The sequence below is a fragment of the Thermosynechococcus sp. genome (assembly GCF_046299635.1).
In the GTDB taxonomy this organism is placed as follows: Bacteria; Cyanobacteriota; Cyanobacteriia; order Thermosynechococcales; family Thermosynechococcaceae; genus Thermosynechococcus.
Window position 1 is genome coordinate 75,635 of record NZ_JBKBHV010000003.1, and the last position, 22,986, is coordinate 98,620.

Genomic DNA, 22,986 nt, shown 5'->3' on the forward strand with positions numbered 1-22,986 from the left:
GTGAAGAATCGTGAATCTAAAGACCCAGAATGGAACGATAAAGCCCGTTCGGGAGGCGAACGCTCAATTCAGCATTATAGAGGGGGAGTACAGACTTTGCCGATAATTAACATTATTTAAGATGCTTGAATTCTTGACATGATTGTGGGGGTATAAATGCATAACATATGGACTATCATATCCATTGATTTAATACAGGTAGATATGGCTCAATCCCCTGTAGAATGAGCGTTTGGGGCGATCGCGCCCTCGATGTAGTTGTTTTAAGTTTTATGACAAAAGTGATTATTTATACCACTAATGCACCTATGCCCGTTGGTCCCTACAGCCAAGCCGTGCGTCAAGGGGAATGGGTCTTTCTCGCGGGGCAAATCGCCCTCGATCCCAAAACGGGGGAAATTGTCGGTGGGGAAGATGTCAAGGAGCAGACTCGCCAAGTGATGGATAACCTTGCTGCTGTCCTCAAGGCCGCCGGCACTGATTGGTCACAGGTGGTGAAAACAACTGTATATCTCGCAGACCTCAATGACTTCGCGGCCATGAATGAAATCTATGCTAAGTACATGGATGCTAAAACAGCGCCTGCCCGTGCCTGTGTGGAGGTGTCACGACTGCCGAAGGGTGTGAAAGTTGAAATTGACTGCATTGCCTACTGTCCTACAATGGCCTAACGGCAATCACTGAGGCTCGAAAATTATATTCTTTGCCCTCTAGCTCTACGGGCGTCCCTACTTTGATACCAGTATTTCCTAGGACAGGACCATTCTTGGTAATTTGACCTCGGCCTTCGAGGGTTAGGAGCAAGTTGCTACTAAAGGCCATCTCTGGGCGGGGATCTGGCAGCGCTTTAACCGAGCCATCGGGCTGGGAAACGGTAACCGTGCGCGGCAGTACTTGGACATTTTTCACAGTGATTTGGCCATAGGGCTGGTTGCGAATAATAAAGTTGGCGGTACTGCCTTTAGGAATTAGCTCTTGAGGTCTAGGGGTGCTCAGGCCAAGGACTAAAATATCTACCTCAATGGGTTGTGCAGCCGTCATCTGGGCTAAGGAGGTACCCGATCGCCCCGGCAGGAGAAATAGCCCCGCTAGGACACACAGGAGTACAATCCCTGCCCCAAGGTCTAAAAGACTCAGCTTGCCAAAAAGGCGGCCATAACGATCAATAAGTTTCATCGGCACTTTAGCTTAAACCCGCAGCAACATCCTACCATGCACGTACTCTTTAACTGGATTGCTAAACCCAGAGTTCTCCTTGGGTGCCTCCTGCTGCCAAATAGTCTCCCTTGGGGTGCCAAGCAAGGGTTGTGCAGTATTCTTGGGCACCTTGAAGTAACTCCTGCGGCTGGGTCTGCTGTCAATAACAGAGCCATCCCTCATCGCCACTGAACACGAATCCTTGACCTTGGGGATGCATAGAGAGAGCGCGCACAGTGCCACGGTGATGAGCTGCTCACCCACCTCTGGGTCAATGTGATACACCTCTCCTGCAGCTGAAGCGGCCAGCAGATGGCGATCGCCCCATGCCAAGGCAGTGACGTACTCTTGGAGTTGGGTTTGTCCTAACGGGATGAGGGAATTCACCAGCCACCCCCTTAGTGAAGGGTATCGAAGTAGATCTGAATGCCGACAATCGTGGTAAACATGAGGACAATAAACAAGCTAATGATCAGCCAGTGCCCCGGCACATTCACGTCAAGGATCTCACCATAAATGCCGTAAAGGTGATCAATAATGCCTTCCGCTTGGCCAATTGCTTTTTCTCGCTTCAGCATCCAGTTAGAATAGTAGCTCTGCCAAATCTCCAAATCATCCTTGTAGTTAGCCATCTCCTCTTGGAAGGTGGCAAAGGCCGCTGGGGTGGTTGGCGTTGTGGGTTCCGTGGGCTTTTTCGGTTCTGCCTCATCAAGGGCAGGGGTGTAGTAGCCGCGAACTCCCGGAAAGTAGCAGGTCTTAAAGAGTTGGGCACCTGTGCAACCACAGCTTTCGGGGGCATGGGTTTCATTGGGTTTCGTCCAGCAGGGATCCAAAGCCACATCCCTGCCCACTTTTGTAATCGTGACAAAGGCCTCAAAGGGCCACTTGGTTAGGGTAAAGACGTTCATGACTTGGCCAATGGGATTCATCTGGGAAGGGGCAATAATCCCGCCTCCAAACGTCACTTGGGGAATGATAAAGAGAATCAGCAGCAGGGGGGCGATCGCCGTATTCGGTGACAGTGCCGACACCAATAGCCCCATCATCATGCCACTGAAGGAGGCCAAGAACATCGTCAGCCACAGCTGCAACTGGGTGAGGCTATCGCCGGGAAAATCAATGGCAATGTTTTTGAACAGGAGAAAAGCCGAGGCCTGATAAAGCGCTAACAGCAACGCCACCGTTGTCTTAGAGAAGGCATAGGCACCAATTTTCAGCCCTACGAGATGCTCGCGGCGGTAAATCTCTCGCTCCTTGGCGATTTCGCGCATCGTAGTTAAACTACCCACCATCACCGCCACCAAAGCTGTGGCAAAGAGCATTGTAATGGCTGAGGCAGCATCCCCTCTGCGAATATCAAAGAGGTGGCGATCCCAAACAATTAAGTCCAGTAAACCAATAAAGAAAGGAATCGAGAAATTCAAAATTAAGCTGACGCGATCGCGCAGCAAAACCGCCGCTTCCCGTTGCAGCAGGATCAGGTACTGTCGTAACCCTGAGACGGGATGGTACTGGGGAACTTTGCTGGCGCGTTTAGTTTGGACATCTGGGGAACGTCCGTGATCCAAGTGACAAACCACCGACTTCTGGCGATCGAGAACGTAGGCTTTGTACTGCTTTGACTGCAAATATAATTGCTGCCATTCCTCAGGACTGCGTTCACGCTCCACCAAGGGATAAATGTCATTAAAGGACTTGACCCCAAAGTAGTCAGGAGCTTCATTGGGAGAGCCAAAATAGGCAATGCGACCACCAGCGGCGAGAAACAAGACCAAATTACATAGCTTGATATTTTCCGTGACATGGGTAATCAGCACGACAGTGCAGCCACCATTGGCCAAGCGCCGCAACACCGTCATCACATCTGCCTCAGTACCCGGATCCAGACCCGAAGTGGCCTCATCCAGAAAAAACAAACTGGGTTTGGTAATTAACTCAACGCCAATGGAGACTCGCTTTAGTTGGCCACCGCTGAGGTTTTTGATTGGCACATCCCGCCGTTGGCTCAAACCCAAAATCTGCATTACCTCTTCAACGCGGCTGTGGCGTTCAGCAGGTGTAATGTCGGCGGGCATCCGCAATTGAGCCGCAAAGTCGAGGGCTTCCTCAACGGTGAGTTCCTTGTGGACAATGTCCTCCTGAGGCACATAGGCAAACTGAGAGCGGTAGGCATCAAAGTTATGGTAGAGATCGTTGCCATTTACCAAGACGGTACCACTGGTGGCTGGGTTAAATCCTGTCAGCGCCCGCAAGAGGGTGGATTTGCCACACCCACTGACGCCGGCAATGACCACAAATTCACGGGGCAAAATGGATAGGGAGACATCGTGGAGCAGTTTTTTATTCCCTTGGACGACTTTTTCTAAGCCAAAGGCATCAAGGCGGATACTGCCCGTTTCATTGTTAACGGTAATTGTTTCATCAACGTTGATTTGCAGTAGATAGGGGCCGATGCGAATTTTGTCACCAATTCGTAGGGCATGGGGTTTGGTGAGGCGCTTGCCGTTGCAAAAGACACCATTGGAGGAGTTGAGGTCTGTAATGACAATAGAGGTGCCTTGACGTTCAATTTTGGCATGGTGGCGCGAGACTTGGGGGTGATCAATTTGAATGTCGTTATCATCGCCTCGGCCAATGCCCAGGACAGTCTTGCCCTGAAATCTGATTGCTTTTTGCAGAAACTGAGCTTGCCCCTCACGGAAGGTGATCTTAACGTTGGCACCGATGTAGAAGGTATCCCAGTTCTTGAGGTCTTTTTCCTTGATGGGGCGATCGCCATAGACCAGACCGAGCTTACTATCCAAGTCACGGATGCGATAGCCGGTGTCCGTCCTAACAACTTCAAAGTGATGCCGCGAAATGGTCGGATAGGAAATCACAATCTCATTGTGAGGCGATCGCCCCACCCGCACCATCGGTTGCAGGAGCGGAAACTCCTCCACAGAAGCGGGCGTACTAATTTGCAGAAAGGGGGTTTGCAGAAAGGGGGATGATTCTTGATCCGAGGCTAAAACCGTTGCCTCATTACTATGGGATGCCATGGGATACAGGCTCTACACACCGATAGATCCCCTTCACGATAACAAGTGCACTTCAATCTCGTGGAAGGCCTAGACTAAACCGTTACGAAGTGCAACAACTGCTGCCTGTACACGGTCATCCACCGCCAACTTATTCAAAATACCCCGCACATGGGTCTTGACCGTATTCGGACTCAAAAAGAGCTTGCCGGCAATTTCAGGGTTGCTATAGCCTTCCACCATGAGCTTGAGGACATCCAGTTCCCGCTGCGAAAGGTGATAGTCCATTGTCGGTTGGGGGGGATGCAGGTGCTGGATCACATGGCGGGCAATCTGGGGATCAAGGTAGGTAGCTCCCTCTTGGGCAGCAGCGATCGCCATCAGTAATCGCTCAACGGTTTCCCCCCTTGATACAGTAGGCATCGGCACCACTAGAAAGGGCAGCAACGGCCTCAAGGGCAGATTGGTGGGAGGTGAGCATCACCACATGAATATCGGGAAATTCTCGCTTAAGCCGTTGGGTTGCTGCAATCCCATCTAGCCTCGGCAGGCCAATGTCCATAATTACCACTTGAGGCTGCAATTGCCGGGTCAAATCAATGGCGCCATACCCATCCTCGGCATAACCCACCACAGCAAACTGCTCCCCTAGGGCTTGTCCTAGCCCCAGTTGCATCATCGGATCGTCTTCAACAATCAGGAGCCGCAGCTTGGGTGCCATGGTGGGCGGGAAAGTGCATTAACCAAGACCCGGAACGTTCAAGCCCCCTGTTAACTCTTCCATCCGTTCCCGCATGGTGGCGGTGGATTTTTGGTAGGCATCGCGCATGGCAGCGGTCACCAGATCAGAAAGCACTTCAGCCCCTTCACTGAGGAGATCTGGGCTGATTTCAACGCGGCGGGGTTCTTGGGTACCACTCATAATCACTTTGACGGCACCCCCCGCTGCTTGCCCCTCAATATCCATGTTCTCAAGGTCTTCCTGCAACTTTTTGGCGCCCTCTTGAACTTGCTGTGCTTTTTGGATGGCTGCGGCCAGCTCCTTCATTTTGCCAAGACCGAAGCCAAAACCCTGTCCCTGTGCCATAGTGTTCTCTCTATACAGTGCGGACTATTGACTGCTATCTTACCACTGTCGTGACAGGGGAATTAGCGAGCCGCACGGGCAAGGGCATTGTAAAGACCGTTGAGAACAGGGGGTGAAGGCAGGGGGGGTGAATTCTCAAAAATTTGGCCGGGAGTCAGGCTGCGCCGACCATAGAACTGAGCGCTTGCACGTTGGTCAAAGGCAATCTTGGCTCCTTCTAGCGCAACTCCTGCAAACAGTCCGGCACTACGCGTGTAGGAAAAGACTTGGGGGCTAGGGTCTGTAGGACTGACGATCTCACCACCCACCGGACCTGCAGCAACGGAGACATTGCCCCCTAGGCGAAACGACTGCGCCAAGCTGCGCATGACTACAGATTTATCCATGAAGGCCAGCACCACATCCGTAGATTGGGCGCCGATTTGCAGGCCAAAGCTTCCTCCCGTTAGGGTGATAAAAGCGGGCTTACTCCATTCGTTATTTTCGTTGCGCACTAAGAGAATTCCGGCACCCCGGCGGCCACCGAAGAGGAAGCCTGCTTGAACCACATTGGGAATAATGGCAATCCCTTGGACACGCCGGACAATCTCCGCAGGAATGCGATTGTTGTTGCTAAACGTAAACTCACCTAGGACAAAGGTGGCTTTTTCCACCCGCTGCACCATTCGAGGGTCGGGGGCGGCTTGGCTAAAGCTGGGGTAGGGAATAAAACTGAAGGCGATCGCCCCCACTCCAATAGACACTACCTGGCGTATCCGTCCGATGATCACCTGCCGTTCCATGGCGTCCTCAATTCCTCACTGGCTCAATGGGTAGCTAGACGGGTAAAGCAGCTTGGCTTGTTCCCTCCCTCAGTCTTACGGGGTGAGGGCGGCAAGAAAAAACATTTTTTTAATCTTCCGTCATGAATGACCCTTATCTCCTGCTCAAAGGGATGTGGCAGAATGTAGAGGGTTTTGCCTATGCTAGTGATTCATACCTATTGGGTTTTCTAGGCAGGCAGCTCTTATGGAAAGTTAGGTGGCACACATGGAACCCCTGTATCAATCCGCTTGGCTGATTCCCGTTTTACCCCTGTTGGGAGCGCTAATTGTTGGCTTTGGCTTAATTGCTTTCTCAGAGACCACCTCAAAACTGCGGCGACCCAGTGCCATTTTCATCATGGCGTTGATGGCGATCGCCATGGGACATTCGCTGAGCCTCTTTTGGAGCCAAGTCCAAGGCCATGCCCCCTATACCCAAATGATTGAATGGGCAGCGGCGGGGAATCTCCACATTGCCATGGGATACGTGATTGACCCCTTAGCCGCCTTGATGCTGGTCATTGTCACCACGGTGGCCTTTTTGGTCATGCTCTACAGCGATGGCTACATGGCCCATGATCCCGGCTATGTGCGCTTTTTTGCCTATTTGAGCCTGTTTGGCTCTTCCATGCTGGGGTTGGTCGTCAGTCCTAACCTAGTGCAGGTGTATATCTTTTGGGAACTGGTGGGGATGTGCTCCTACCTGCTGATTGGCTTCTGGTATGACCGCAAAAGCGCAGCGGAAGCCGCGCAGAAAGCATTTGTCACCAACCGCGTCGGCGATTTTGGCCTTCTGTTGGGCATGGTGGGTCTGTTTTGGGCAACGGGGACGTTTGAGTTCGCAGAGATGGGCGATCGCCTGACAGAGCTGGTGAATACGGGGCTACTGTCCCCCAGCCTGGCGGCAATTCTGGCCATCTTGGTCTTCCTTGGTCCTGTGGCCAAATCTGCTCAGTTTCCGCTGCACGTATGGCTGCCGGATGCAATGGAAGGCCCAACCCCCATTTCTGCCCTCATTCACGCCGCAACCATGGTGGCCGCCGGGGTGTTTCTGATTGCGCGGATGTTCCCGGTCTTTGAGCAATTGCCCCCAGTCATGACGATCATTGCTTGGACGGGTGCCTTTACGGCGTTTATGGGTGCCACCATTGCCCTCACCCAAAACGACATCAAAAAGAGCTTGGCCTATTCAACCATTTCCCAACTGGGCTACATGGTCATGGGGATGGGCGTGGGCGCCTATAGTGCCGGCCTCTTTCACCTGATGACCCATGCCTACTTCAAAGCCATGCTCTTTCTCGGATCAGGTTCAGTCATCCATGGCATGGAAGGGGTAGTTGGCCATAACCCTGACTTGGCTCAAGATATGCGCTACATGGGGGGGCTGCGCAAATACATGCCCATTACGGCGGCAACGTTTCTGGTGGGGTGCTTGGCCATTTCTGGCGTGCCTCCCTTTGCCGGCTTTTGGTCGAAGGATGAAATTTTGGGGGCGGTCTTTCATGCCAACCCGGCCATGTGGGGGCTGACGTGGCTCACGGCGGGTTTGACGGCCTTTTATATGTTCCGCATCTACTTCATGACCTTTGAGGGTAAGTTCCGCAATGTGCCCCCCGCGCTCCGGGAGCACCCTGATCACCATGCCGCTGAACCCCATGAATCCCCTTGGACGATGACGCTGCCTTTGGTGGTGCTGGCGATTCCCTCGACTTTGATTGGTTTTGTAGGTACCCCCTTCAATAATCTCTTTGAGGCTTTTATCCATGCCCCTGCGGAGGAGATAGTGGCGGAGCACGCAGTGGATTTGACTGAGTTCCTTATCCTTGGCAGCAGCTCTGTGGGTATTGGCCTAGTCGGCATTACCTTGGCTTCGCTGATGTATCTCAAAGGCAGACCCAGTCCGCAGGCGATCGCCAAAGCCATTCAACCCCTGTATCGGTTCTCGCTGCATAAGTGGTACTTCGATGAACTTTACGAAGCGGTCTTCATCAAAGGCTGTCGTCGCTTGGCGCGTCAGGTTTTGGAAGTGGACTACAACGTGGTGGATGGGGTAGTGAACCTCACGGGCTTTGTCACCATGGTCACCGGTGAAGGTCTGAAATACTTCCAAAATGGCCGTGCCCAATTCTACGCCCTAATTGTGCTGCTGGCGGTGTTGGGATTTGTCATCTTCTCGGTGCAAGCCTAACCCCGCTCAGGGTTCTTTCCTAACTGCTGGAGGAGTAAACACGACTGCCATGAGTACGTTTCCTTGGCTGACAACGATTATCCTGTTTCCGATTGTGGCTGCCTTGGCAATTCCCTTCATTCCAGATTCCACCGGCAAAGGACGCCCCATCCGCTGGTATGCCCTGACGGTGGGGTTGATGGACTTTGCGCTGATGGTCTATGCCTTCACCACGTCCTATGACCTGAACACTCCCGGCATGCAACTGTGGGAAAGCTATGACTGGATTCCCGAAATTGGCCTGCGTTGGTCGGTGGGGGCAGATGGCCTCTCGATGCCGCTGATTTTGCTCACCGGCTTTATTACCACCTTGGCGATTTTGGCCGCTTGGCCGGTGACCCTGAAGCCGCGCCTCTTTTACTTTTTAATGCTGGCGATGTACGGTGGCCAGATTGCGGTTTTTGCCGTGCAGGATATGCTGGTCTTTTTCCTTGCCTGGGAATTGGAACTCATTCCGGTGTACCTGCTTTTGGCAATTTGGGGCGGCCCCAAGCGTCAATACGCCGCCACCAAGTTCATTCTCTACACCGCAGGCAGCTCCCTCTTTATCTTGGTGGCGGGCTTGGCCATGGCCTTTTATGGCGACACGATTAGCTTTGATATGCAGACGTTGGCAGCCAAGGACTATGCCGTCGGTTTCCAAGTGCTGCTCTATGCGGCCTTTTTGGTTGCCTATGGGGTCAAGCTGCCGATTGTTCCTCTCCACACGTGGCTACCCGATGCCCATGGGGAAGCAACGGCGCCGGTGCACATGCTGCTGGCGGGCATTCTCCTAAAGATGGGGGGCTATGCCCTGATTCGCATGAATGTGGATATGCTGCCGGCAGCCCATGCCAAGTTTGCGCCGGTGCTGGTGATTTTGGGGGTGGTCAACATCATCTATGCGGCGCTGACCTCCTATGCCCAGCGCAATCTCAAGCGCAAAATTGCCTACTCCTCGATTTCCCATATGGGCTTTGTGCTGATCGGCATTGCCTCGTTTACCAATTTGGGCATGAGCGGCGCAATCCTGCAAATGGTCTCCCACGGCTTAATCGGAGCCAGCCTCTTCTTCTTGGTGGGAGCCACCTATGACCGCACCCACACGCTGATCCTTGAGGAAATGGGGGGTGTCGGCCAGAAAATGAAGAAGATCTTTGCCATGTTTACCGCCTGCTCTCTGGCTTCCTTGGCCTTGCCGGGGATGAGTGGCTTTGTGGCCGAACTCATGGTCTTTATTGGCTTTGCCACCAGCGATGCCTATTCTCTGCCCTTTCGCGTGATGGTGGTCTTTTTGGCAGCTGTGGGGGTGATCCTCACGCCGATTTACCTGCTCTCGATGCTGCGGGAAATTTTCTACGGCCCGGAAAACAAGGAATTAGTTGAGCATGAAGCCCTTGTGGATGCCGAACCCCGCGAAGTGTTTATCATTGCCTGCCTACTGGTGCCGATTATCGGCATTGGCCTTTATCCCAAGCTATTGACGCAAATTTATGATGCAACCACCGGTCAAGTGATTGCCCGCGTGCGGGAGGTGGTACCGCCACTGGCGCAACAGGTGGAGCAGCCCCTAGGGACACTGCCGCTGCTGGCACCGAGCTTGCATTCTACCCCTCAATGAGCTGGCTGCCAAACTGGGTACTGGGGGAGTGGAGTTGGCTGCGTTTGGGGCGATCGCTCCTCCTGATTTACCTGAGCATTGCCGTCTATCTCTACTGGGGGGTCGATCGGCTAATTTTCCAGCCGCCACCTCCCACCTATTTCTTTTCTGAGGATCTCACGTTGATTCCGGTGGGTCGGGGCGATCGCCTGGCGCTGCGGTATGTCTCTAATCCAGAGGCTCACTTTACGCTGCTTTTTAGTCACGGTAACGGTGAAGACCTCGGCATGGTAGAACCCTTTCTCCAGACACTGCGGCAGTGGGGATTTTCCGTTCTTGCCTACGACTATCGTGGCTATGGTTTGAGTTCGGGCAGCCCCGCTGAGTATCATGCTTACGCAGATGCCTTAGCCGCCTATACCTATCCCACAGAGGAACTGCAAGTGCCTCCAGAACGGGCGATTCTCTATGGTCGTTCCCTTGGCGGGGGAGTGGCGACGGAACTGGCGACACGGGTTCCGATTGCAGGTCTGGTCTTAGAAAGTACCTTTACTTCCATCTTTCGGGTGGTGCTGCCGTTCTCGCTGTTTCCCTTTGACCGATTCATCAACCGGGATAAGCTGCCGCACCTGGAGGTGCCACTGTTGATTCTCCACGGTACTGCCGACAGGGTTGTACCCTTTCGTCATGGCCAAGATCTGTTTGCCATTGCCCCTGAGCCAAAATTTTTCCTGTGGGTCGAGGGCGCCGATCACAATGATTTCGTTGAGGTGGCGGGCGATCGCCTGCGGATCGCTTTAGCAGAATTTGCCGCTTTTGTGAAGGCGCAGTTTATTAAGGGAAACCCGAGGTTCGCGGCAAGGGACGGTTGTTGAGGTAGGCTGAGATCGTAGCGCGAGAGTGTTTTTATGGATGCTTTGGCTCTTTGGCAGCATTACCAAGATTGGTTGTACTACCACCCTGAATTGGAGTTCTATGTGGATGTCAGTCGGATGGGGTTGACCCCAGAGGTTGTGCAGTGCCTAGAGCCGGCCTTTGAGCGCGCCTTTGAGCAAATGAAAGCACTGGAAGCAGGGGCGATCGCCAACCCCGATGAAGGGCGCATGGTGGGGCACTACTGGCTACGCGATCCGGAGCTGGCTCCCACCCCGGAATTGCGTTCGGACATTCGCGAGGCCATTGCCCAGGTGAAGCGGTTTAGCCAAGGGGTGCACAGTGGCGCCATTGCTCCACCCCAAGGGGGTCGCTTTACGGATATTCTCTCCATTGGCATCGGCGGCTCTGCCTTGGGTCCGCAGTTTGTGGCGGCTGCCCTTGCCCCCGTCAATCCTCCCCTGAACATTCATTTTCTCGATAACACGGATCCGGCAGGGTTTGAGCGGGTCTTTGCCGAGTTGGGCGATCGCCTGCGGACAACGCTGGTTCTCGTCATTTCCAAATCGGGGGGGACACCGGAAACCCGCAATGGCATGCTGGAGACCCAAGCTCGCTTTCAACGGGCCGGTCTGGCCTTTGCCGCTCATGCTGTGGCCATTACCCTGCCGGGGAGTGCTTTAGCCCAAGTGGCGGAGTCCAACGGTTGGCTTGCCCTTTTCCCTATGTTTGACTGGGTGGGGGGGCGCACCTCCGAACTGTCTGTGGTGGGTCTGCTGCCTGCGGCTCTTCAGGGGATTGACATTGACGCTCTGCTGGAAGGTGCCAAGCTAATGGATCAGGCAACGCGGGTGCCGCAGATCCGCCAAAACCCCGCTGCCCTTCTCGCTTTGGCGTGGCACCATGCAGGCAAGGGTCGGGGGGAAAAAGATATGGTTGTCCTCCCCTACAAAGATAGCCTGTTGCTGTTTAGCCGCTACTTGCAGCAGTTGGTAATGGAGTCCCTCGGCAAAGAAAAGGACCTCGACGGCAACATTGTCCACCAAGGGATTGCGGTCTATGGCAACAAAGGCACCACGGATCAGCATGCCTATGTGCAGCAGTTGCGGGATGGCCTGCCCAACTTCTTTGTCACGTTTATTGAAGTGCTGCGGGATGGTCAAGAACCCGGCCTAGAGGTGGAACCGGGCATTACCTCAGGAGATTACCTCAGTGGCCTGCTCCTCGGTACGCGCCAAGCCCTCTATGAAAAGGAGCGCCCCTCCCTGACGGTCACGATTCCAGAGGTAACCCCAAAGACGGTGGGCGCCCTGATTGCCCTTTACGAGCGAGCGGTGGGGTTGTATGGCTTCTTGGTGAATATCAATGCCTACCATCAGCCGGGCGTCGAAGCCGGCAAGAAAGCCGCGGCGGCGAATTTGGCACTGCAACGGCAGATTGTTAAAGTCTTGGAACAAAGTGATGAACCCCTCGACTTGGGGGCGATCGCCACCGCGGTGAATGCCCCGGATCAACTGGAACGCATCTACCTGATCCTGCGGCACCTCGTGGCCAACAATCGCGGCATCGAGCAACTGGGAGATCCGGCTCGGCCCGCTCGGTTACGGTTTTGCCGACAACGCTAATGCAGCGGCGGCAATTTTGTCAGGGGCTATTTGCCCTAGGGGCGATCGCCCTTAGGGGGTGTCAAGCAGCTACTGCAGGGGAGCTAACCGTTTATCTGCTGCGCAAATCTTTACCGCCACAACTCATTCAGCGATTTCAGCAACAGTGGCGGATTCCGGTGCGTCTGCATCTTGAGGACACTCCCCAAGCGCTGGCCAACCTCCTGGCAGCGGGCAACCTAGGGTCGGCGGTGCTAAGTCTGGGGGATGGGTGGTTGGCTCAGGCAATTCGTCGGCAGCAGATTGCGCCTATTCCCAAAGGATGGCTTCCCAACCGGCTTGACGGGGCAGACCCTTGGCGGTCTTTACTGCAATTCCTAAGTAAGGGGGATGTCCTCTGGGGTCTTCCCTATCGGTGGGGAGCTACCGTCCTTGTTTACCGCCGCGATTTCTTTGCCGACTTGGGCTGGGAACCCAGAGATTGGGAAGCACTCTGGCATCCGGCAGTGCAGGGTCACTACAGCCTGCTCAGTAGCTCCCGTGAGGTAATCGGCCTGACCCTGAAATCCTTGGGACTGTCCTACAACGCCCCGCCCACCCATCCCCAATTACGGGAGCGCTTGTCTCAACTGCGCCGAGGTTGCCGTTTCTTTAGCTCCGATGCCTACCTGCAACCCCTGATGCTAGGGGCTACCCAATTGGCCGTGGGGTGGTCAACGGATGTCCTGCCACTCCTGAAGCAAGATCCCCAGACCTATGCGGCGGTCTTGCCGAGCAGTGGTACGGCGCTGTGGACGGATTTATGGGTCTGTACCCAGGAACCGGATCGAGCAGCCTTGAATTGGTTGAACTACTGGTGGCAGCCAGAGGTGGCCGAGCAACTGAGTCGGTTTAGTGATGCACCTTCCCCCTTGGTGGCGGATCTAACGACCACCCTATTTCACCGCTATATTCCCCTCGCCACCCCCAGCGCCTTTGCCCGGAGTGAGGTACTGCTGCCCCTCGATGGGGCAAGCCAAAAGCGCTATGACAACCTTTGGCAAGAGATTTTTCTTAGCGGCTCCTAAGAACAGTTCAGAATTTGGGCCACATAGGTTAGGGCTTGGGGGCGATCGCTAACTTCTCCGCGGGCTTGGGCGGCTTCCACGGCGCGCAACAGTTCCCCGATACGCGGCCCCGGCGCAAGATGAAACTGTTCCACCAAGTCGGCCCCCCGCAGCAATTGGGGGGGATGGGCAACGGGATCGCCGGGGTCTAACCACGCTTTGACCAAGGGCACCAGATGATCTTTGGGTACGCCACGGCTGAGGGCAAGGGCCACAAAGGCCGGAAAATAGCTCCCCGCTGTGCGAAAGAGATAGAAGGCTTGCTCGCGGTTCAGGGGCTGTTCAAGGGGGATTAACCAGTGGCTGAGCAGTCGGCACAGGACTTGGACAATGCGAATTTCATCGGTGGTGTAGGTGAGGGCGGTCAGTTCCTCGGCTGCTTGGCGATCGCCGGCATTTACAAGGCAGGTGAGCTTGGCCAACGCCGCGAGGGTTCGCCGTTGGGGTTCGCCGGGGGCAGTGGTTGCCGCAATGGATGTTGTCAGCGCCGGCCACAGGTCAGGGAAGGGGAAATTTGCGAGGGTGGACTCAAGGGCATGGTAGTGGGTAATCCGCTCCTCGGTAACCGAAGGCAGCCACACCGGCAATACCCCATCCCGAAAGGCGAGGGTTACTTGGGCGGCTCCTGCAGCGGCACTCAGAAGGTAACTCAGTTCCATCCGGACCCGTTCGGCGGCCACCTGCCGCAACTGGGGAGCAAGGCGTTGGATCACCTGCCGCGTTTCGGGCGTAATCGTAAATTGCAGTTGGGCAGCTTGGCGATAAGCGCGCAGGAGTCGCAGCGGGTCGGCAGCCAAATTTTCGGGCGCCACATAGTGAATTTGGCGGCGCTGCAAGTCCAACAGACCACCGAGGGGATCGACAAGGCGGTGCTGGTGAATGTCGTAGGCAATCGCATTGAGGCGAAAATCGCGATCCCTCAAATCCGTCAACAGTGTTTCTCCATGCCGCTGCGCAATATCCACCGTTGCATTGGCAAAGACCAGGCGGGCAATCTGTCGCTCTCGATCCAACACCACTAAGCCGGCCTGATACTTGTCCGCCAGTTTTTTGGACAGGGCAATGGCCTCCGCCGGCACAATAAAATCCAAGTCGGGGTACAACGTTGTCCGCCCTAGGAGGGCATCCCGCACCGCTCCCCCCACGAGGTACGTATTGGCAGGCAAATCCCTAACCGCAATCGGCCAGCAACTAAAATCAAAGGGCTGAACAACGACCATCAGAGCTGGTTTAGATCGATCGCCTGACCATCAAGGGTGACCGTCAAATTTTCCCCCCGCACACAGACGGAACCCGCCGCCGTTTGAATCGTCAAGCAATTATTTTCAAATTTCAGTAGACCGCTCCGGAGAGAGGTTGTAGGGGTGGGCACTGGGGTAGTGGTTGTCGGTGATCCAAACTGGACACTTTCTAGCCAAATGAGCGAAGCATCCGCAGAATAGTGGCGATCTCCTGCCGCAGTTTTGATAATGATGCCTCCTACTGCTGAGGGGGAAAAGGCAATATCGCGAATGGGTTGCCAACGTTTGTCCACCAACAGTTGGAGGGGGATTGGCTCTTGACCCCTGGCAGCAGATTTTGAAAGGAGCCACCAGGTTTTCCAAAGTTGCCGCGCCGTTCCTTGATGAACTTCGCCTCCCACAGGAATCGGCACCTGCTCGTACTGCCATGCGGGCACAGGCTCACTTATGAATTGCGTGGGCAAAAAGGAATGGGCTTGGAGCACACCGGCCACCAAATCCGCAAAAGGAGCCTCCACGAAAAGGGTTACTTTTTCATCGGCCACCCTCGACCCCTCCACCACTGCCACCACCATTTCGGTGACCGTTCGCAGTTGGTAGCAGCCATTGCCCAAATCGGTTACCTTCAGGTCGGCACTTTGGTAAGACGGCAGTAAAGGATGCTGCTGGAGGATCAGCTTTTCAATCACCTGCTCATTGGTCCACTCTAAAACCGTTGTTTCGCCGGCGATCGCCATTGGTGTGCTACTTGCAGCAGGAGAGGAAACAGGAGCCTCCTCCGGATCCGTCTCTTCGAGCACAATTTCACCGCTGGGGAGCGTGGCTCCTGAAAGGTTAGCCTCCTGGAGATCTTGGCGGCGGGCGATCGCCCCGGTTAAATCCGCCGCCGATAAATCCGCTCCCACCACATTGGTGTCCTTGAGGTTACTGTCGTGGAGAACCGCCCCCTTGAGGATTGCCCCACTTAGCACTGCCCGCTGCAAATTGGCCCGCGAGAGATAGGCGCCCACCAAAATTGCCCCACTGAGCAGCGCCTCTTGCAAATTGGCATCCGTGAGATTGGCACCGCTCAAATCGGCACCGATCAGATTAGCGCCCCGCAGATCGGCATTTGCAAGGTTCGCTTTGATGAGATCCGCCCCACTCCAATTGATGCCCTGAAGGTTGGCTCCCGCCAGATCAATATGGCTAAGTTGGACTAAAGGAAGCACACTGCCCGCCAAATTGACACCACGGAAATTCCGTACTCCACGGGCAAATTCACTCAACAAGGTTTCTAGGGTAATAGTTTTACTCATAGCGGTTCACAGTCGGGGCACAACAGCGTCGCCTAGGCACACTGCATATAGCTATTCTAGGGGTTGATGCCAACCCACAGGAGCCAAGAACCGATGCCATGGTTTGTCAAGATTGAGCGCGGCATTGTGGATAAAGCCACGTTTGATCAATACGTTCCTGCCCACCGTGCCTATGTGCGTTCCCTGATCGAGGCAGGGCATCAGGCCCGCACGGGATACTGGGCCGAGCGTGGAGGTGGCATGTTGTTGTTTCACGCCGATTCCCGCAAGGCGGCCGAGGAAATCGTTGCCCGCGATCCTCTTATCCAACACGGCTGTGTGGACTACGAACTCCATGAGTGGTGTATTGTCGAAGCCCCCGATTAGCCTTGGCGCAGTTTTTCTGCCCAGACACGGGTGGGTAGTCCCCACACATAGATAAACCCCTCGGCGGCCTTGTGGTCGAATTGATCTTCGGCGCCGTAGGTGGCCAACTCGGGCGCATAGAGGGAGTAGGGAGATTGCCGTCCCACCACCCGTGCAGTTCCCTTAAAGAGCTTGACGCGCACGGTACCGGTGACCCGCTGCTGGGTCTGTTGAATAAAGGCATCCAGAGCCTCTTTCAGGGGACTGTACCAGAGGCCGTTATAGACCAAGCGGCTGTAGGTTTCTTCGATGCCTCGCTTGTACTGGGTGACATCGGCAGTCAGGGTCAAACTTTCGAGATCGCGGTGGGCGTCAATGAGCACCAAGAGGGCAGGGGCTTCGTAAATTTCGCGGGACTTAATACCGACTAGGCGATTTTCCATCATGTCAATGCGGCCAACGCCGTGGCGACCCACCCGTTCATTGAGTTCACCGATAAGAGTTACAGGATCAAGGGAGCGACCCTCAAGGCTGACGGGAATCCCTGCTTCAAAACCAATGGTCACATACTCCGGGGAGTTGGGGGTATTTTCAATAGCTTGGGTCATCGAATAGATTTCCTCGGGAGGTTCACTCCACGGATCCTCAAGGGAGCCTGCCTCAATACTGCGTCCCAAAAGATTGCGGTCAATGCTGTAAGGAGACGATTTTTTCACGGGGGCGGGAATGCCAAAGCGTTCGCCGTAGGCAATGGTTTCTTCCCGGCTCATGCCCCATTCGCGAGCAGGAGCTAAGACCTTGAGGTTGGGGTTCAGAGCCGCGATCGCCACATCAAAGCGGACTTGGTCATTCCCTTTTCCCGTACAGCCGTGGGCAACGGCGTCGGCACCGTACTCGGCAGCCGCATCCACTAAGAGCTTGGCAATCAAGGGGCGCGCAAGGGCAGTCGAGAGGGGATAGCGATTTTCGTAGAGGGCATTGGCCTGAATGGCCGGAAAAGCGTAGTTACGGATGAACTCAGCTTTGGCATCCACCACCAACGAGGCACTGGCCCCTGCCTCTAGGGCTTTTTGGCGAATCGGTTCCAGTTCCTCCCCCTGTCCTAAATCGGCCGCAAGGGCAATGACTTCCTTGACCCCCCACTCGTGTTTGAGATAGGGAATACACACGGAGGTATCCACCCCCCCCGAATAGGCCAGAACGACTTTTTCTGCACGCCCCATGCTGCTTTCCTAAAAAAATAAACGCGATCGCTACTATAGCGGATCTGGTTATGGGGATAGCCGTTTTGCCGCCCTTTAGCTCTGTTTCACTTCGTTGACGAGGGGCAGGCCTTGTTCAAAACAGGTCAAATTTTCAATCGTGGTACGAGCAATGTCATTGAGGGCGTTGCGGGTAAAGAAGGCTTGGTGAGCCGTAATCACCACATTAGGAAAAGATTGTAAAAGTTGGAAGGTGTCATCTTGGATGATTGTATCGGAGAGGTCTTGGAAAAAGAGGGAGTCTTCTTCTTCATAGACATCAATCCCCAGATACCCAATTTGGCCACTTTTAATGCCCTCAATCACGGCTTTGGTGTCCACCAGTTTACCGCGACTGGTATTGATCAACATCACGCCCCGCTTCATTTGAGCAATGGTAGTTGCATTAATCAGGTGTTCATTTTCAGGAACCAAGGGGCAATGGAGCGTGACAATATCGGATTCCGCCAGCAGTGTCTCTAGGGTTGTGTAGGTACCAATCTCCCTAAAGGCTTCACTAGGGTAGGGATCATAGCCGTAGAGGTGGCAGCCAAAACCCCGCATAATCTGACCCACAATACGGCCAATTTTACCCGTGCCAATAATACCAACCGTACAGCCGTGCAGGTCAAAGCCCATCAACCCCTCTAGAGAGAAATTGTCATCCCGCACGCGGTTGTAGGCACGGTGGAGTTTGCGGTTGAGCATTAGGATCAGTCCCACGGTGTGCTCCGCCACCGAATAGGGGGAATAGGCACTGACGCGGGTCACTGTGATCCCCAAGCTGGCCGCCGTAGCCAGATCGACATTGTTAAAGCCTGTACAGCGTAAGGTAATCAGACGTACCCCTATCTCTGCCAACCGTGTTAGGGTCTCTGCCCCCAGATCATCGTTGACAAAGCCACAGACGGCATCATGCCCTTTGGCAAGGGAAGCAGTTTTAGAGCGCAAGCGCACGTCGTAGTAGTTCAGGTAGTGGGGGTAACCTTGAGCTGCGTTCGCAGCATTCAAGAACTCGCGATCGTAGGATTTAGCACTGAAAACAGCAACCTTCATGAAATCGTACTCCTGCCCTAGCAACATTACAGGTTTTAGAAAAGGTCTGTTGCTAGCTTAGCGAGTGGGACTTTAAGGGTTTGTTAAGTCAAGATAAATACTGGGGAGAGGTACTTAGGGCCTCTGAAAAAACTGGCGAATGGTTACCGCAATATACTCAATGGTGGCATCGCTCAATTCAGGCCAAATGGGTAGGCTGAGCACCTCGCCGGCAAGGCGATCGCTCACCGGATTTGGCGGAGACTGCCCCTTGTACATCGGACAGTGATCTTGGGGAATCGGGTAGTAAATCATTGAACTAATACCGGCTGCCTTCAGGTAAGCGGCAAGGGCATCCCGCCGGCCATCAAGCACCCGAATCGTATATTGGTGAAACACATGCCCCGGCGATATCTCAGGCGTGACTATTCTATCTAGCCCGGCTAAGGCTTGGTTATAGGTTTGCGCCACCCGCCGTCGTTCTTGATTCCAGCGATCAATATGCGGCAGCTTGACCCGCAGAATCGCTGCCTGTAGGCTATCCAGGCGAGAATTGTAGCCGATCATTTCGTGGTGGTAGCGCCGTCGAGAACCGTGCACCCGCAGCATGCGCGATCGCTCGGCGAGATCATCATCATTGGTGGTAATCAACCCCCCATCACCATAGGCACCCAAATTTTTTGTCGGAAAGAAGGAAAAAGCACCCATGTGGCCGATCGCCCCCGTGAATTGATGGGCGAAGCGCTTTTGGGTTGCTGCTGTACATTGACAATTTTCACAGGGCGGGCAATAGCGAGCCCCAAAAGATTGAGCACAATCCTCCAGAATTGCTAACCCGTAGGCTTGGGCCAGTTCCACCATCGCCCCCATTGCCGCAGGCCGTCCAAACAAATGCACCGGCAAAATTGCCTTGGTGCGGGGCGTAATCGCTGCCTCAATCTTCGCCGGATCGAGGTTAAAAGAGTCCAGTTCCACATCCACAAACACGGGGCGGGCCCCCACCAAACTAATTGCCTCTGCCGTCGCAAAAAACGAAAAAGGGGTGGTGATCACCTCATCTCCTGCACCCACCCCCAAGCTGCGCAGGGAAATCACCAGAGCATCGGTGCCTGAGTTGACCGCCACCGCATGGCGCACCCCTAAATAGGTCGCCACCTCTTCCTCAAAGGCCTGTACCTCTGGTCCTAGAATGAACTGACCCGATGCCAATACACGGGCAACTGCGCGATCGATGTCTGCTTGCAGGGATTGATATTGGGCTTTGAGATCGAGGAGAGGGATGGTGTCCATGAGAGCATCGAGCGCAAGTCCTTATTACCATCCTCTCACGAGCGTAGTGTGGTTTTAGCGAATTAAGCTAGGCTTAGAGTTGTAGAGCCGCTCTCAAGGGCGGGGTTCCAGACCCGTTTTTTTTTTGATGAATCCCCAAGAGTTGTTAAAACGCTATGCCAGCGGTGAACGGGATTTTAATCGAGCCAGTTTAACCAATGGCGAGTTCATCAACGCCGATCTACGGGGGATCATTCTCTCCCGTGCCGACATGGAGTGGGTCAATCTAAGCGGTGCCAACCTCAGTGGTGCGGCGCTCTGTGGCGCCGAAATTGTCAATGCCATGCTCATCAAAGCAGAACTGGTGGATGCCAACCTTGCCGGCGCAAACCTGAGCCGCAGTGATCTGAGTTGGGCGAACTTAACGCGCGCTAATCTTAGCCGGGCTGAACTCAGTGAAACCACACTGCGGGGAACTGTGCTTCAGGGGGCAAATCTCTCCCGTGTAGATTTGGCCAATGCGGATTTACGGGGATTGACGCTCGACGGTGTGAACCTTTCGGGGGCAAATTTACAGGGCGCGAATTTGCATGGGACGGAGCTAAAGCAGGCGAACCTGACCCGTGTGGATTTGATTCAGGCAGATGTCAGCAATGCTAATCTCAGCGGTGCCAACCTCAGCGGTGCCAACCTCAGTGGTGCTAACTTAACGGCGGCGAACCTCACGGGTGCCAATCTTAGCCGTGTCGATCTCACAGAAGTCAAGCTCAGCGAAGCCAACCTTGCCAAGGCCAACCTTGTCGGTGCCGAACTGGCAAAGGCGGAACTGTCCTCCCTAGAGCTATCAGATGTCAACCTCAGTGGCGCCAATCTTAGTGGTGCGAACTTGAGTCATACCAATCTTAGCCGTGCGGATCTCAGTGGTGCCAATTTGCGGGGTGCCAACCTCAGCCATGCCAAACTGGTGGGCACCAATCTGCGGGGCGCTAATCTCCAAGGGGCAAACTTGCAGGGGGCATTGCTGGACAATGCGGATTTAAGTCAGACGGATTTGCGTAGTGCCAACCTCAGTGGCCTAGTCTTTAATGGGGTGAAGCTGCGGGGCGCCAATCTCAGCGGTGCCAATCTTCGTGAGGTGGAGTTAACGGAAGCCAACTTTAGCCGTGCTGATCTCGTCGAGGCGAATCTCAGCCGTGCCCGCTTGGTGGGAGCCAACTTGAGCCGCGCCACCCTCTCAGAAGCCAACCTCAGCCGAGCAACCCTGAGTGGAGCCACCCTGAGCCGGGCAACGTTTAGCCGCAGCTTAGTGGGCACTGTGGATCTCAGTGGTGTCAATTTGAGTGGGGCAGACTTAGGGGATGCCAACCTCTCAGGCTCTAACCTGTCGCGGGCGGATTTGACGCGGGTGAACCTGACCGCTGCGGATATGAGCGGTGCCAACCTCAGTGAAGTGGATCTGCGCGGGACGATTATGCCCGATGGCCGGCGGCGAGCTTAGTGCTACTCTTCCGTTGCCAAGGATTCTGCCTCCGCTTCGACGGGCTGGGGTCTTGGTGGGGACTGGCGGCCAAAGAGGTGCACCAAGTGCTTCAAATGAGCCGCGAGTTCAGGCGTGAGTTGTCCAGCAGTCAGTCGCCACGCCCAATTACCCTCGCCAGTACCGGGAAAATTCATACGGGCATGGCTATCAAGGCCGAGTAAATCTTGAACAGGAATAATGGCTTGGTTGGCAACGGTGCCTAAGGCCATGCGAATCAATGCCCAGTGGGGTTCAGCGGGGGTATAGCCCAAATAGTCAATGAAGCGCTGCCGTTCCCAGTCACTCAGGCTTCGGTACCAACCTACAGTCGTATCATTGTCGTGGGTGCCGGTGTACACCACACAGTTGCGCTCTTGGTTAAAGGGCAAAAAGGGATTATCCGAGCCGCCGCCAAAGGCAAACTGGAGAATTTTCATCCCCGGAAACTGAAACTGATCCCGCAGGGCAATGACATCGGGGGTAATATCCCCTAAATCCTCCGCCAGAATGGGCAGTCGTCCCAAGGTAGCTTGTAGTGCTTCAAAGAAGGCAGCACCGGGACCCGGTTGCCATTCGCCATTGACGGCTGTTTCTTCTCCTTCGGGCACTTGCCAGTAGCTCTGAAAGCCGCGAAAGTGATCCACACGGATAATGTCCATGTAGGAGAGCAGGGCACGGAAGCGCTCAATCCACCAAGAGTAGCCATCGGCAGCAAGGGCTTTCCAGTTGTAAATGGGGTTGCCCCACAGTTGTCCTGTGGCACTAAAGTAGTCGGGGGGCACACCTGCCATGAGGGCAGCCGCCCCTGTTTCTGGATTGAGTTCAAAGAAGTGGGGAAAAGCCCAGACATCAGCACTGTCGTGAGCAACATAAATGGGAATATCACCGATAATTTGAATCCCCTGTTGGTTGGCGGCTTCCTTGAGGGCGTGCCACTGCTGGTAGAAGAGAAACTGCTGAAACTCGTACTCAAAAACGCGCTCTTTGAGAACGGCTTGGATAGCGGCAAGGGCGGTCGGCTCGCGATCGCGCAAAGGGGCGGGCCATTCATACCACGGCTGTCCCTCGTGGTGATCCTTAAGTGCCATAAAGAGGGCATAGGTTGGCAGCCAGTAGTGGGCAAGGGCTTGAAAGTTGCGGAAGGCCTGCCAGTCTTCTGGGGTGGCTTGACTCTGAAAGCGTTGAGCAGCAAGGCGGAGCAGGGGCAGTTTTTGGCGAATGACGGCCTCGAAATCAACGCGATCGCTATTCTCAAGCGTAACCCCTGCTAAATCGGCGTCGGTTAACCAGCCCTTTTTGACCAACTCATCCAAACTAATCAGCAAGGGGTTGCCGGCCATGGCGGAGTAGCACATGTAAGGGGAATTGCCAAAACCCGTCGGCCCTAGCGGCAACACCTGCCAGTACTGCTGATCACTGGACACCAAAAATGCGAGGAACTCACGAGCTGCCGCACCCAAGTCACCAATGCCGTGACCACCAGGCAGGGACGTGGGATGAAGTAGTAAACCACAGGAGCGGGGAAAGAGCATTCTCAAGCCA

At 54.7% G+C, this 22,986-nt stretch carries 19 protein-coding genes and 1 pseudogene; 8 read left to right on the forward strand and 12 right to left on the reverse strand.

Translation table 11 applies throughout. The annotated features are described in order from the left end of the window. Positions 1-272 precede the first annotated feature (272 nt). On the forward strand, positions 273-671 hold the full coding sequence (locus ACK4IR_RS02015; protein ID WP_409872026.1) for a RidA family protein: 399 nt from the start codon (positions 273-275) through the stop codon (positions 669-671). Here ACK4IR_RS02015 and ACK4IR_RS02020 read toward each other — a convergent pair. The 6 genes and pseudogenes from ACK4IR_RS02020 to ACK4IR_RS02045 form a co-directional block, all read right to left on the reverse strand. Continuing rightward, positions 658-1,176 (reverse strand): DUF4330 domain-containing protein, encoded by a 519-nt coding sequence (locus ACK4IR_RS02020; RefSeq protein WP_409871893.1) that lies wholly within the window; start codon positions 1,174-1,176, stop codon positions 658-660. The genes ACK4IR_RS02015 and ACK4IR_RS02020 overlap by 14 nt on opposite strands. A 12-nt stretch (positions 1,177-1,188) precedes the next feature. After that, on the reverse strand, positions 1,189-1,584 hold the full coding sequence (locus tag ACK4IR_RS02025; RefSeq protein ID WP_409871896.1) for a hypothetical protein: 396 nt from the start codon (positions 1,582-1,584) through the stop codon (positions 1,189-1,191). 11 nt (positions 1,585-1,595) lie between these two features. Continuing rightward, positions 1,596-4,238, reverse strand: coding sequence for an FHA domain-containing protein (locus ACK4IR_RS02030; protein WP_409871899.1), 2,643 nt, complete (start codon positions 4,236-4,238; stop codon positions 1,596-1,598). A 69-nt stretch (positions 4,239-4,307) separates the two neighbouring features. Next, positions 4,308-4,938: pseudogene (locus ACK4IR_RS02035) on the reverse strand (response regulator). An 18-nt stretch (positions 4,939-4,956) separates the two neighbouring features. Further along, positions 4,957-5,304 carry a YbaB/EbfC family nucleoid-associated protein gene (locus ACK4IR_RS02040; protein ID WP_409871900.1) on the reverse strand — a complete coding sequence of 116 codons (348 nt, stop codon included), beginning with the start codon at positions 5,302-5,304 and terminating at the stop codon, positions 4,957-4,959. Positions 5,305-5,366: 62 nt separating this feature from the next. Then, positions 5,367-6,086 carry a lipid-binding SYLF domain-containing protein gene (locus tag ACK4IR_RS02045; RefSeq protein ID WP_409871903.1) on the reverse strand — a complete coding sequence of 240 codons (720 nt, stop codon included), beginning with the start codon at positions 6,084-6,086 and terminating at the stop codon, positions 5,367-5,369. Between the two features lie 247 nt (positions 6,087-6,333). Here ACK4IR_RS02045 and ACK4IR_RS02050 point away from each other — a divergent pair, with 247 nt between their 5' ends. The 5 genes from ACK4IR_RS02050 to ACK4IR_RS02070 are packed head-to-tail and all read left to right on the forward strand — an operon-like array spanning position 6,334 to position 13,457. Next, complete coding sequence (locus tag ACK4IR_RS02050; protein WP_409871905.1) at positions 6,334-8,295, forward strand: NAD(P)H-quinone oxidoreductase subunit 5; 1,962 nt, start codon at positions 6,334-6,336, stop codon at positions 8,293-8,295. Between the two features lie 49 nt (positions 8,296-8,344). Next, positions 8,345-9,934 (forward strand): photosynthetic/respiratory NAD(P)H-quinone oxidoreductase subunit D1, encoded by a 1,590-nt coding sequence (gene ndhD1, locus ACK4IR_RS02055; RefSeq protein ID WP_409871907.1) that lies wholly within the window; start codon positions 8,345-8,347, stop codon positions 9,932-9,934. Then, on the forward strand, positions 9,931-10,788 hold the full coding sequence (locus tag ACK4IR_RS02060) for an alpha/beta hydrolase (protein ID WP_409871910.1): 858 nt from the start codon (positions 9,931-9,933) through the stop codon (positions 10,786-10,788). Before ndhD1 ends, ACK4IR_RS02060 begins: the two co-directional genes overlap by 4 nt. A 33-nt stretch (positions 10,789-10,821) precedes the next feature. Then, a complete protein-coding gene (locus tag ACK4IR_RS02065; protein ID WP_409871913.1) occupies positions 10,822-12,411 on the forward strand; it encodes a glucose-6-phosphate isomerase in 1,590 nt (529 codons plus the stop codon). Further along, entirely contained in the window at positions 12,396-13,457 is a 1,062-nt protein-coding gene (locus ACK4IR_RS02070) for an extracellular solute-binding protein (protein ID WP_409871916.1), read from the forward strand. The genes ACK4IR_RS02065 and ACK4IR_RS02070 overlap by 16 nt, the downstream gene beginning before the upstream one ends. Here the strand turns inward: ACK4IR_RS02070 and ACK4IR_RS02075 are convergent. Continuing rightward, positions 13,454-14,716, reverse strand: coding sequence for a CCA tRNA nucleotidyltransferase (locus ACK4IR_RS02075; protein ID WP_409871919.1), 1,263 nt, complete (start codon positions 14,714-14,716; stop codon positions 13,454-13,456). The genes ACK4IR_RS02070 and ACK4IR_RS02075 overlap by 4 nt on opposite strands. Next, positions 14,716-16,035 (reverse strand): pentapeptide repeat-containing protein, encoded by a 1,320-nt coding sequence (locus ACK4IR_RS02080; RefSeq protein WP_409871922.1) that lies wholly within the window; start codon positions 16,033-16,035, stop codon positions 14,716-14,718. The genes ACK4IR_RS02075 and ACK4IR_RS02080 overlap by 1 nt, the downstream gene beginning before the upstream one ends. A gap of 93 nt (positions 16,036-16,128) precedes the next feature. Between ACK4IR_RS02080 and ACK4IR_RS02085 the strand changes: the two genes are divergently transcribed. Beyond that, complete coding sequence (locus ACK4IR_RS02085; protein WP_409872029.1) at positions 16,129-16,401, forward strand: YciI family protein; 273 nt, start codon at positions 16,129-16,131, stop codon at positions 16,399-16,401. On the opposite strand, the gene ACK4IR_RS02090 is transcribed toward ACK4IR_RS02085, so the two are convergent. The 3 genes from ACK4IR_RS02090 to ACK4IR_RS02100 form a co-directional block, all read right to left on the reverse strand. Continuing rightward, positions 16,398-17,603, reverse strand: a complete 1,206-nt coding sequence (locus ACK4IR_RS02090; protein WP_409871925.1) for an argininosuccinate synthase — start codon at positions 17,601-17,603, stop codon at positions 16,398-16,400. The genes ACK4IR_RS02085 and ACK4IR_RS02090 overlap by 4 nt on opposite strands. A gap of 75 nt (positions 17,604-17,678) precedes the next feature. Further along, a complete protein-coding gene (locus ACK4IR_RS02095) occupies positions 17,679-18,677 on the reverse strand; it encodes a 2-hydroxyacid dehydrogenase (RefSeq protein WP_409871928.1) in 999 nt (332 codons plus the stop codon). A 114-nt stretch (positions 18,678-18,791) separates the two neighbouring features. Beyond that, on the reverse strand, positions 18,792-19,946 hold the full coding sequence (locus ACK4IR_RS02100; RefSeq protein ID WP_409871931.1) for a DegT/DnrJ/EryC1/StrS family aminotransferase: 1,155 nt from the start codon (positions 19,944-19,946) through the stop codon (positions 18,792-18,794). Positions 19,947-20,073: 127 nt separating this feature from the next. On the opposite strand from ACK4IR_RS02100, the gene ACK4IR_RS02105 reads away from it, so the two are divergent. Further along, positions 20,074-21,423 carry a pentapeptide repeat-containing protein gene (locus tag ACK4IR_RS02105; RefSeq protein ID WP_409872032.1) on the forward strand — a complete coding sequence of 450 codons (1,350 nt, stop codon included), beginning with the start codon at positions 20,074-20,076 and terminating at the stop codon, positions 21,421-21,423. Between the two features lie 2 nt (positions 21,424-21,425). Here ACK4IR_RS02105 and malQ read toward each other — a convergent pair whose 3' ends face one another. After that, complete coding sequence (malQ, locus tag ACK4IR_RS02110; protein ID WP_409871933.1) at positions 21,426-22,976, reverse strand: 4-alpha-glucanotransferase; 1,551 nt, start codon at positions 22,974-22,976, stop codon at positions 21,426-21,428. Positions 22,977-22,986 lie beyond the last annotated feature (10 nt).

What these genes read in the sequence shown, in the direction of transcription:
- ACK4IR_RS02015 (WP_409872026.1), top strand. Translation starts at nt 273, where the DNA reads ATGACAAAAGTGATTATTTATACCACTAATGCACCTATGCCCGTTGGT.
- ACK4IR_RS02020 (WP_409871893.1), bottom strand. Translation starts at nt 1,176, where the DNA reads ATGAAACTTATTGATCGTTATGGCCGCCTTTTTGGCAAGCTGAGTCTT.
- ACK4IR_RS02030 (WP_409871899.1), bottom strand. Translation starts at nt 4,238, where the DNA reads ATGGCATCCCATAGTAATGAGGCAACGGTTTTAGCCTCGGATCAAGAA.
- ACK4IR_RS02040 (WP_409871900.1), bottom strand. Translation starts at nt 5,304, where the DNA reads ATGGCACAGGGACAGGGTTTTGGCTTCGGTCTTGGCAAAATGAAGGAG.
- ACK4IR_RS02045 (WP_409871903.1), bottom strand. Translation starts at nt 6,086, where the DNA reads ATGGAACGGCAGGTGATCATCGGACGGATACGCCAGGTAGTGTCTATT.
- ACK4IR_RS02050 (WP_409871905.1), top strand. Translation starts at nt 6,334, where the DNA reads ATGGAACCCCTGTATCAATCCGCTTGGCTGATTCCCGTTTTACCCCTG.
- ndhD1 (WP_409871907.1), top strand. Translation starts at nt 8,345, where the DNA reads ATGAGTACGTTTCCTTGGCTGACAACGATTATCCTGTTTCCGATTGTG.
- ACK4IR_RS02060 (WP_409871910.1), top strand. Translation starts at nt 9,931, where the DNA reads ATGAGCTGGCTGCCAAACTGGGTACTGGGGGAGTGGAGTTGGCTGCGT.
- ACK4IR_RS02065 (WP_409871913.1), top strand. Translation starts at nt 10,822, where the DNA reads ATGGATGCTTTGGCTCTTTGGCAGCATTACCAAGATTGGTTGTACTAC.
- ACK4IR_RS02075 (WP_409871919.1), bottom strand. Translation starts at nt 14,716, where the DNA reads ATGGTCGTTGTTCAGCCCTTTGATTTTAGTTGCTGGCCGATTGCGGTT.
- ACK4IR_RS02080 (WP_409871922.1), bottom strand. Translation starts at nt 16,035, where the DNA reads ATGAGTAAAACTATTACCCTAGAAACCTTGTTGAGTGAATTTGCCCGT.
- ACK4IR_RS02085 (WP_409872029.1), top strand. Translation starts at nt 16,129, where the DNA reads ATGCCATGGTTTGTCAAGATTGAGCGCGGCATTGTGGATAAAGCCACG.
- ACK4IR_RS02090 (WP_409871925.1), bottom strand. Translation starts at nt 17,603, where the DNA reads ATGGGGCGTGCAGAAAAAGTCGTTCTGGCCTATTCGGGGGGGGTGGAT.
- ACK4IR_RS02095 (WP_409871928.1), bottom strand. Translation starts at nt 18,677, where the DNA reads ATGAAGGTTGCTGTTTTCAGTGCTAAATCCTACGATCGCGAGTTCTTG.
- ACK4IR_RS02100 (WP_409871931.1), bottom strand. Translation starts at nt 19,946, where the DNA reads ATGGACACCATCCCTCTCCTCGATCTCAAAGCCCAATATCAATCCCTG.
- ACK4IR_RS02105 (WP_409872032.1), top strand. Translation starts at nt 20,074, where the DNA reads ATGAATCCCCAAGAGTTGTTAAAACGCTATGCCAGCGGTGAACGGGAT.
- malQ (WP_409871933.1), bottom strand. Translation starts at nt 22,976, where the DNA reads ATGCTCTTTCCCCGCTCCTGTGGTTTACTACTTCATCCCACGTCCCTG.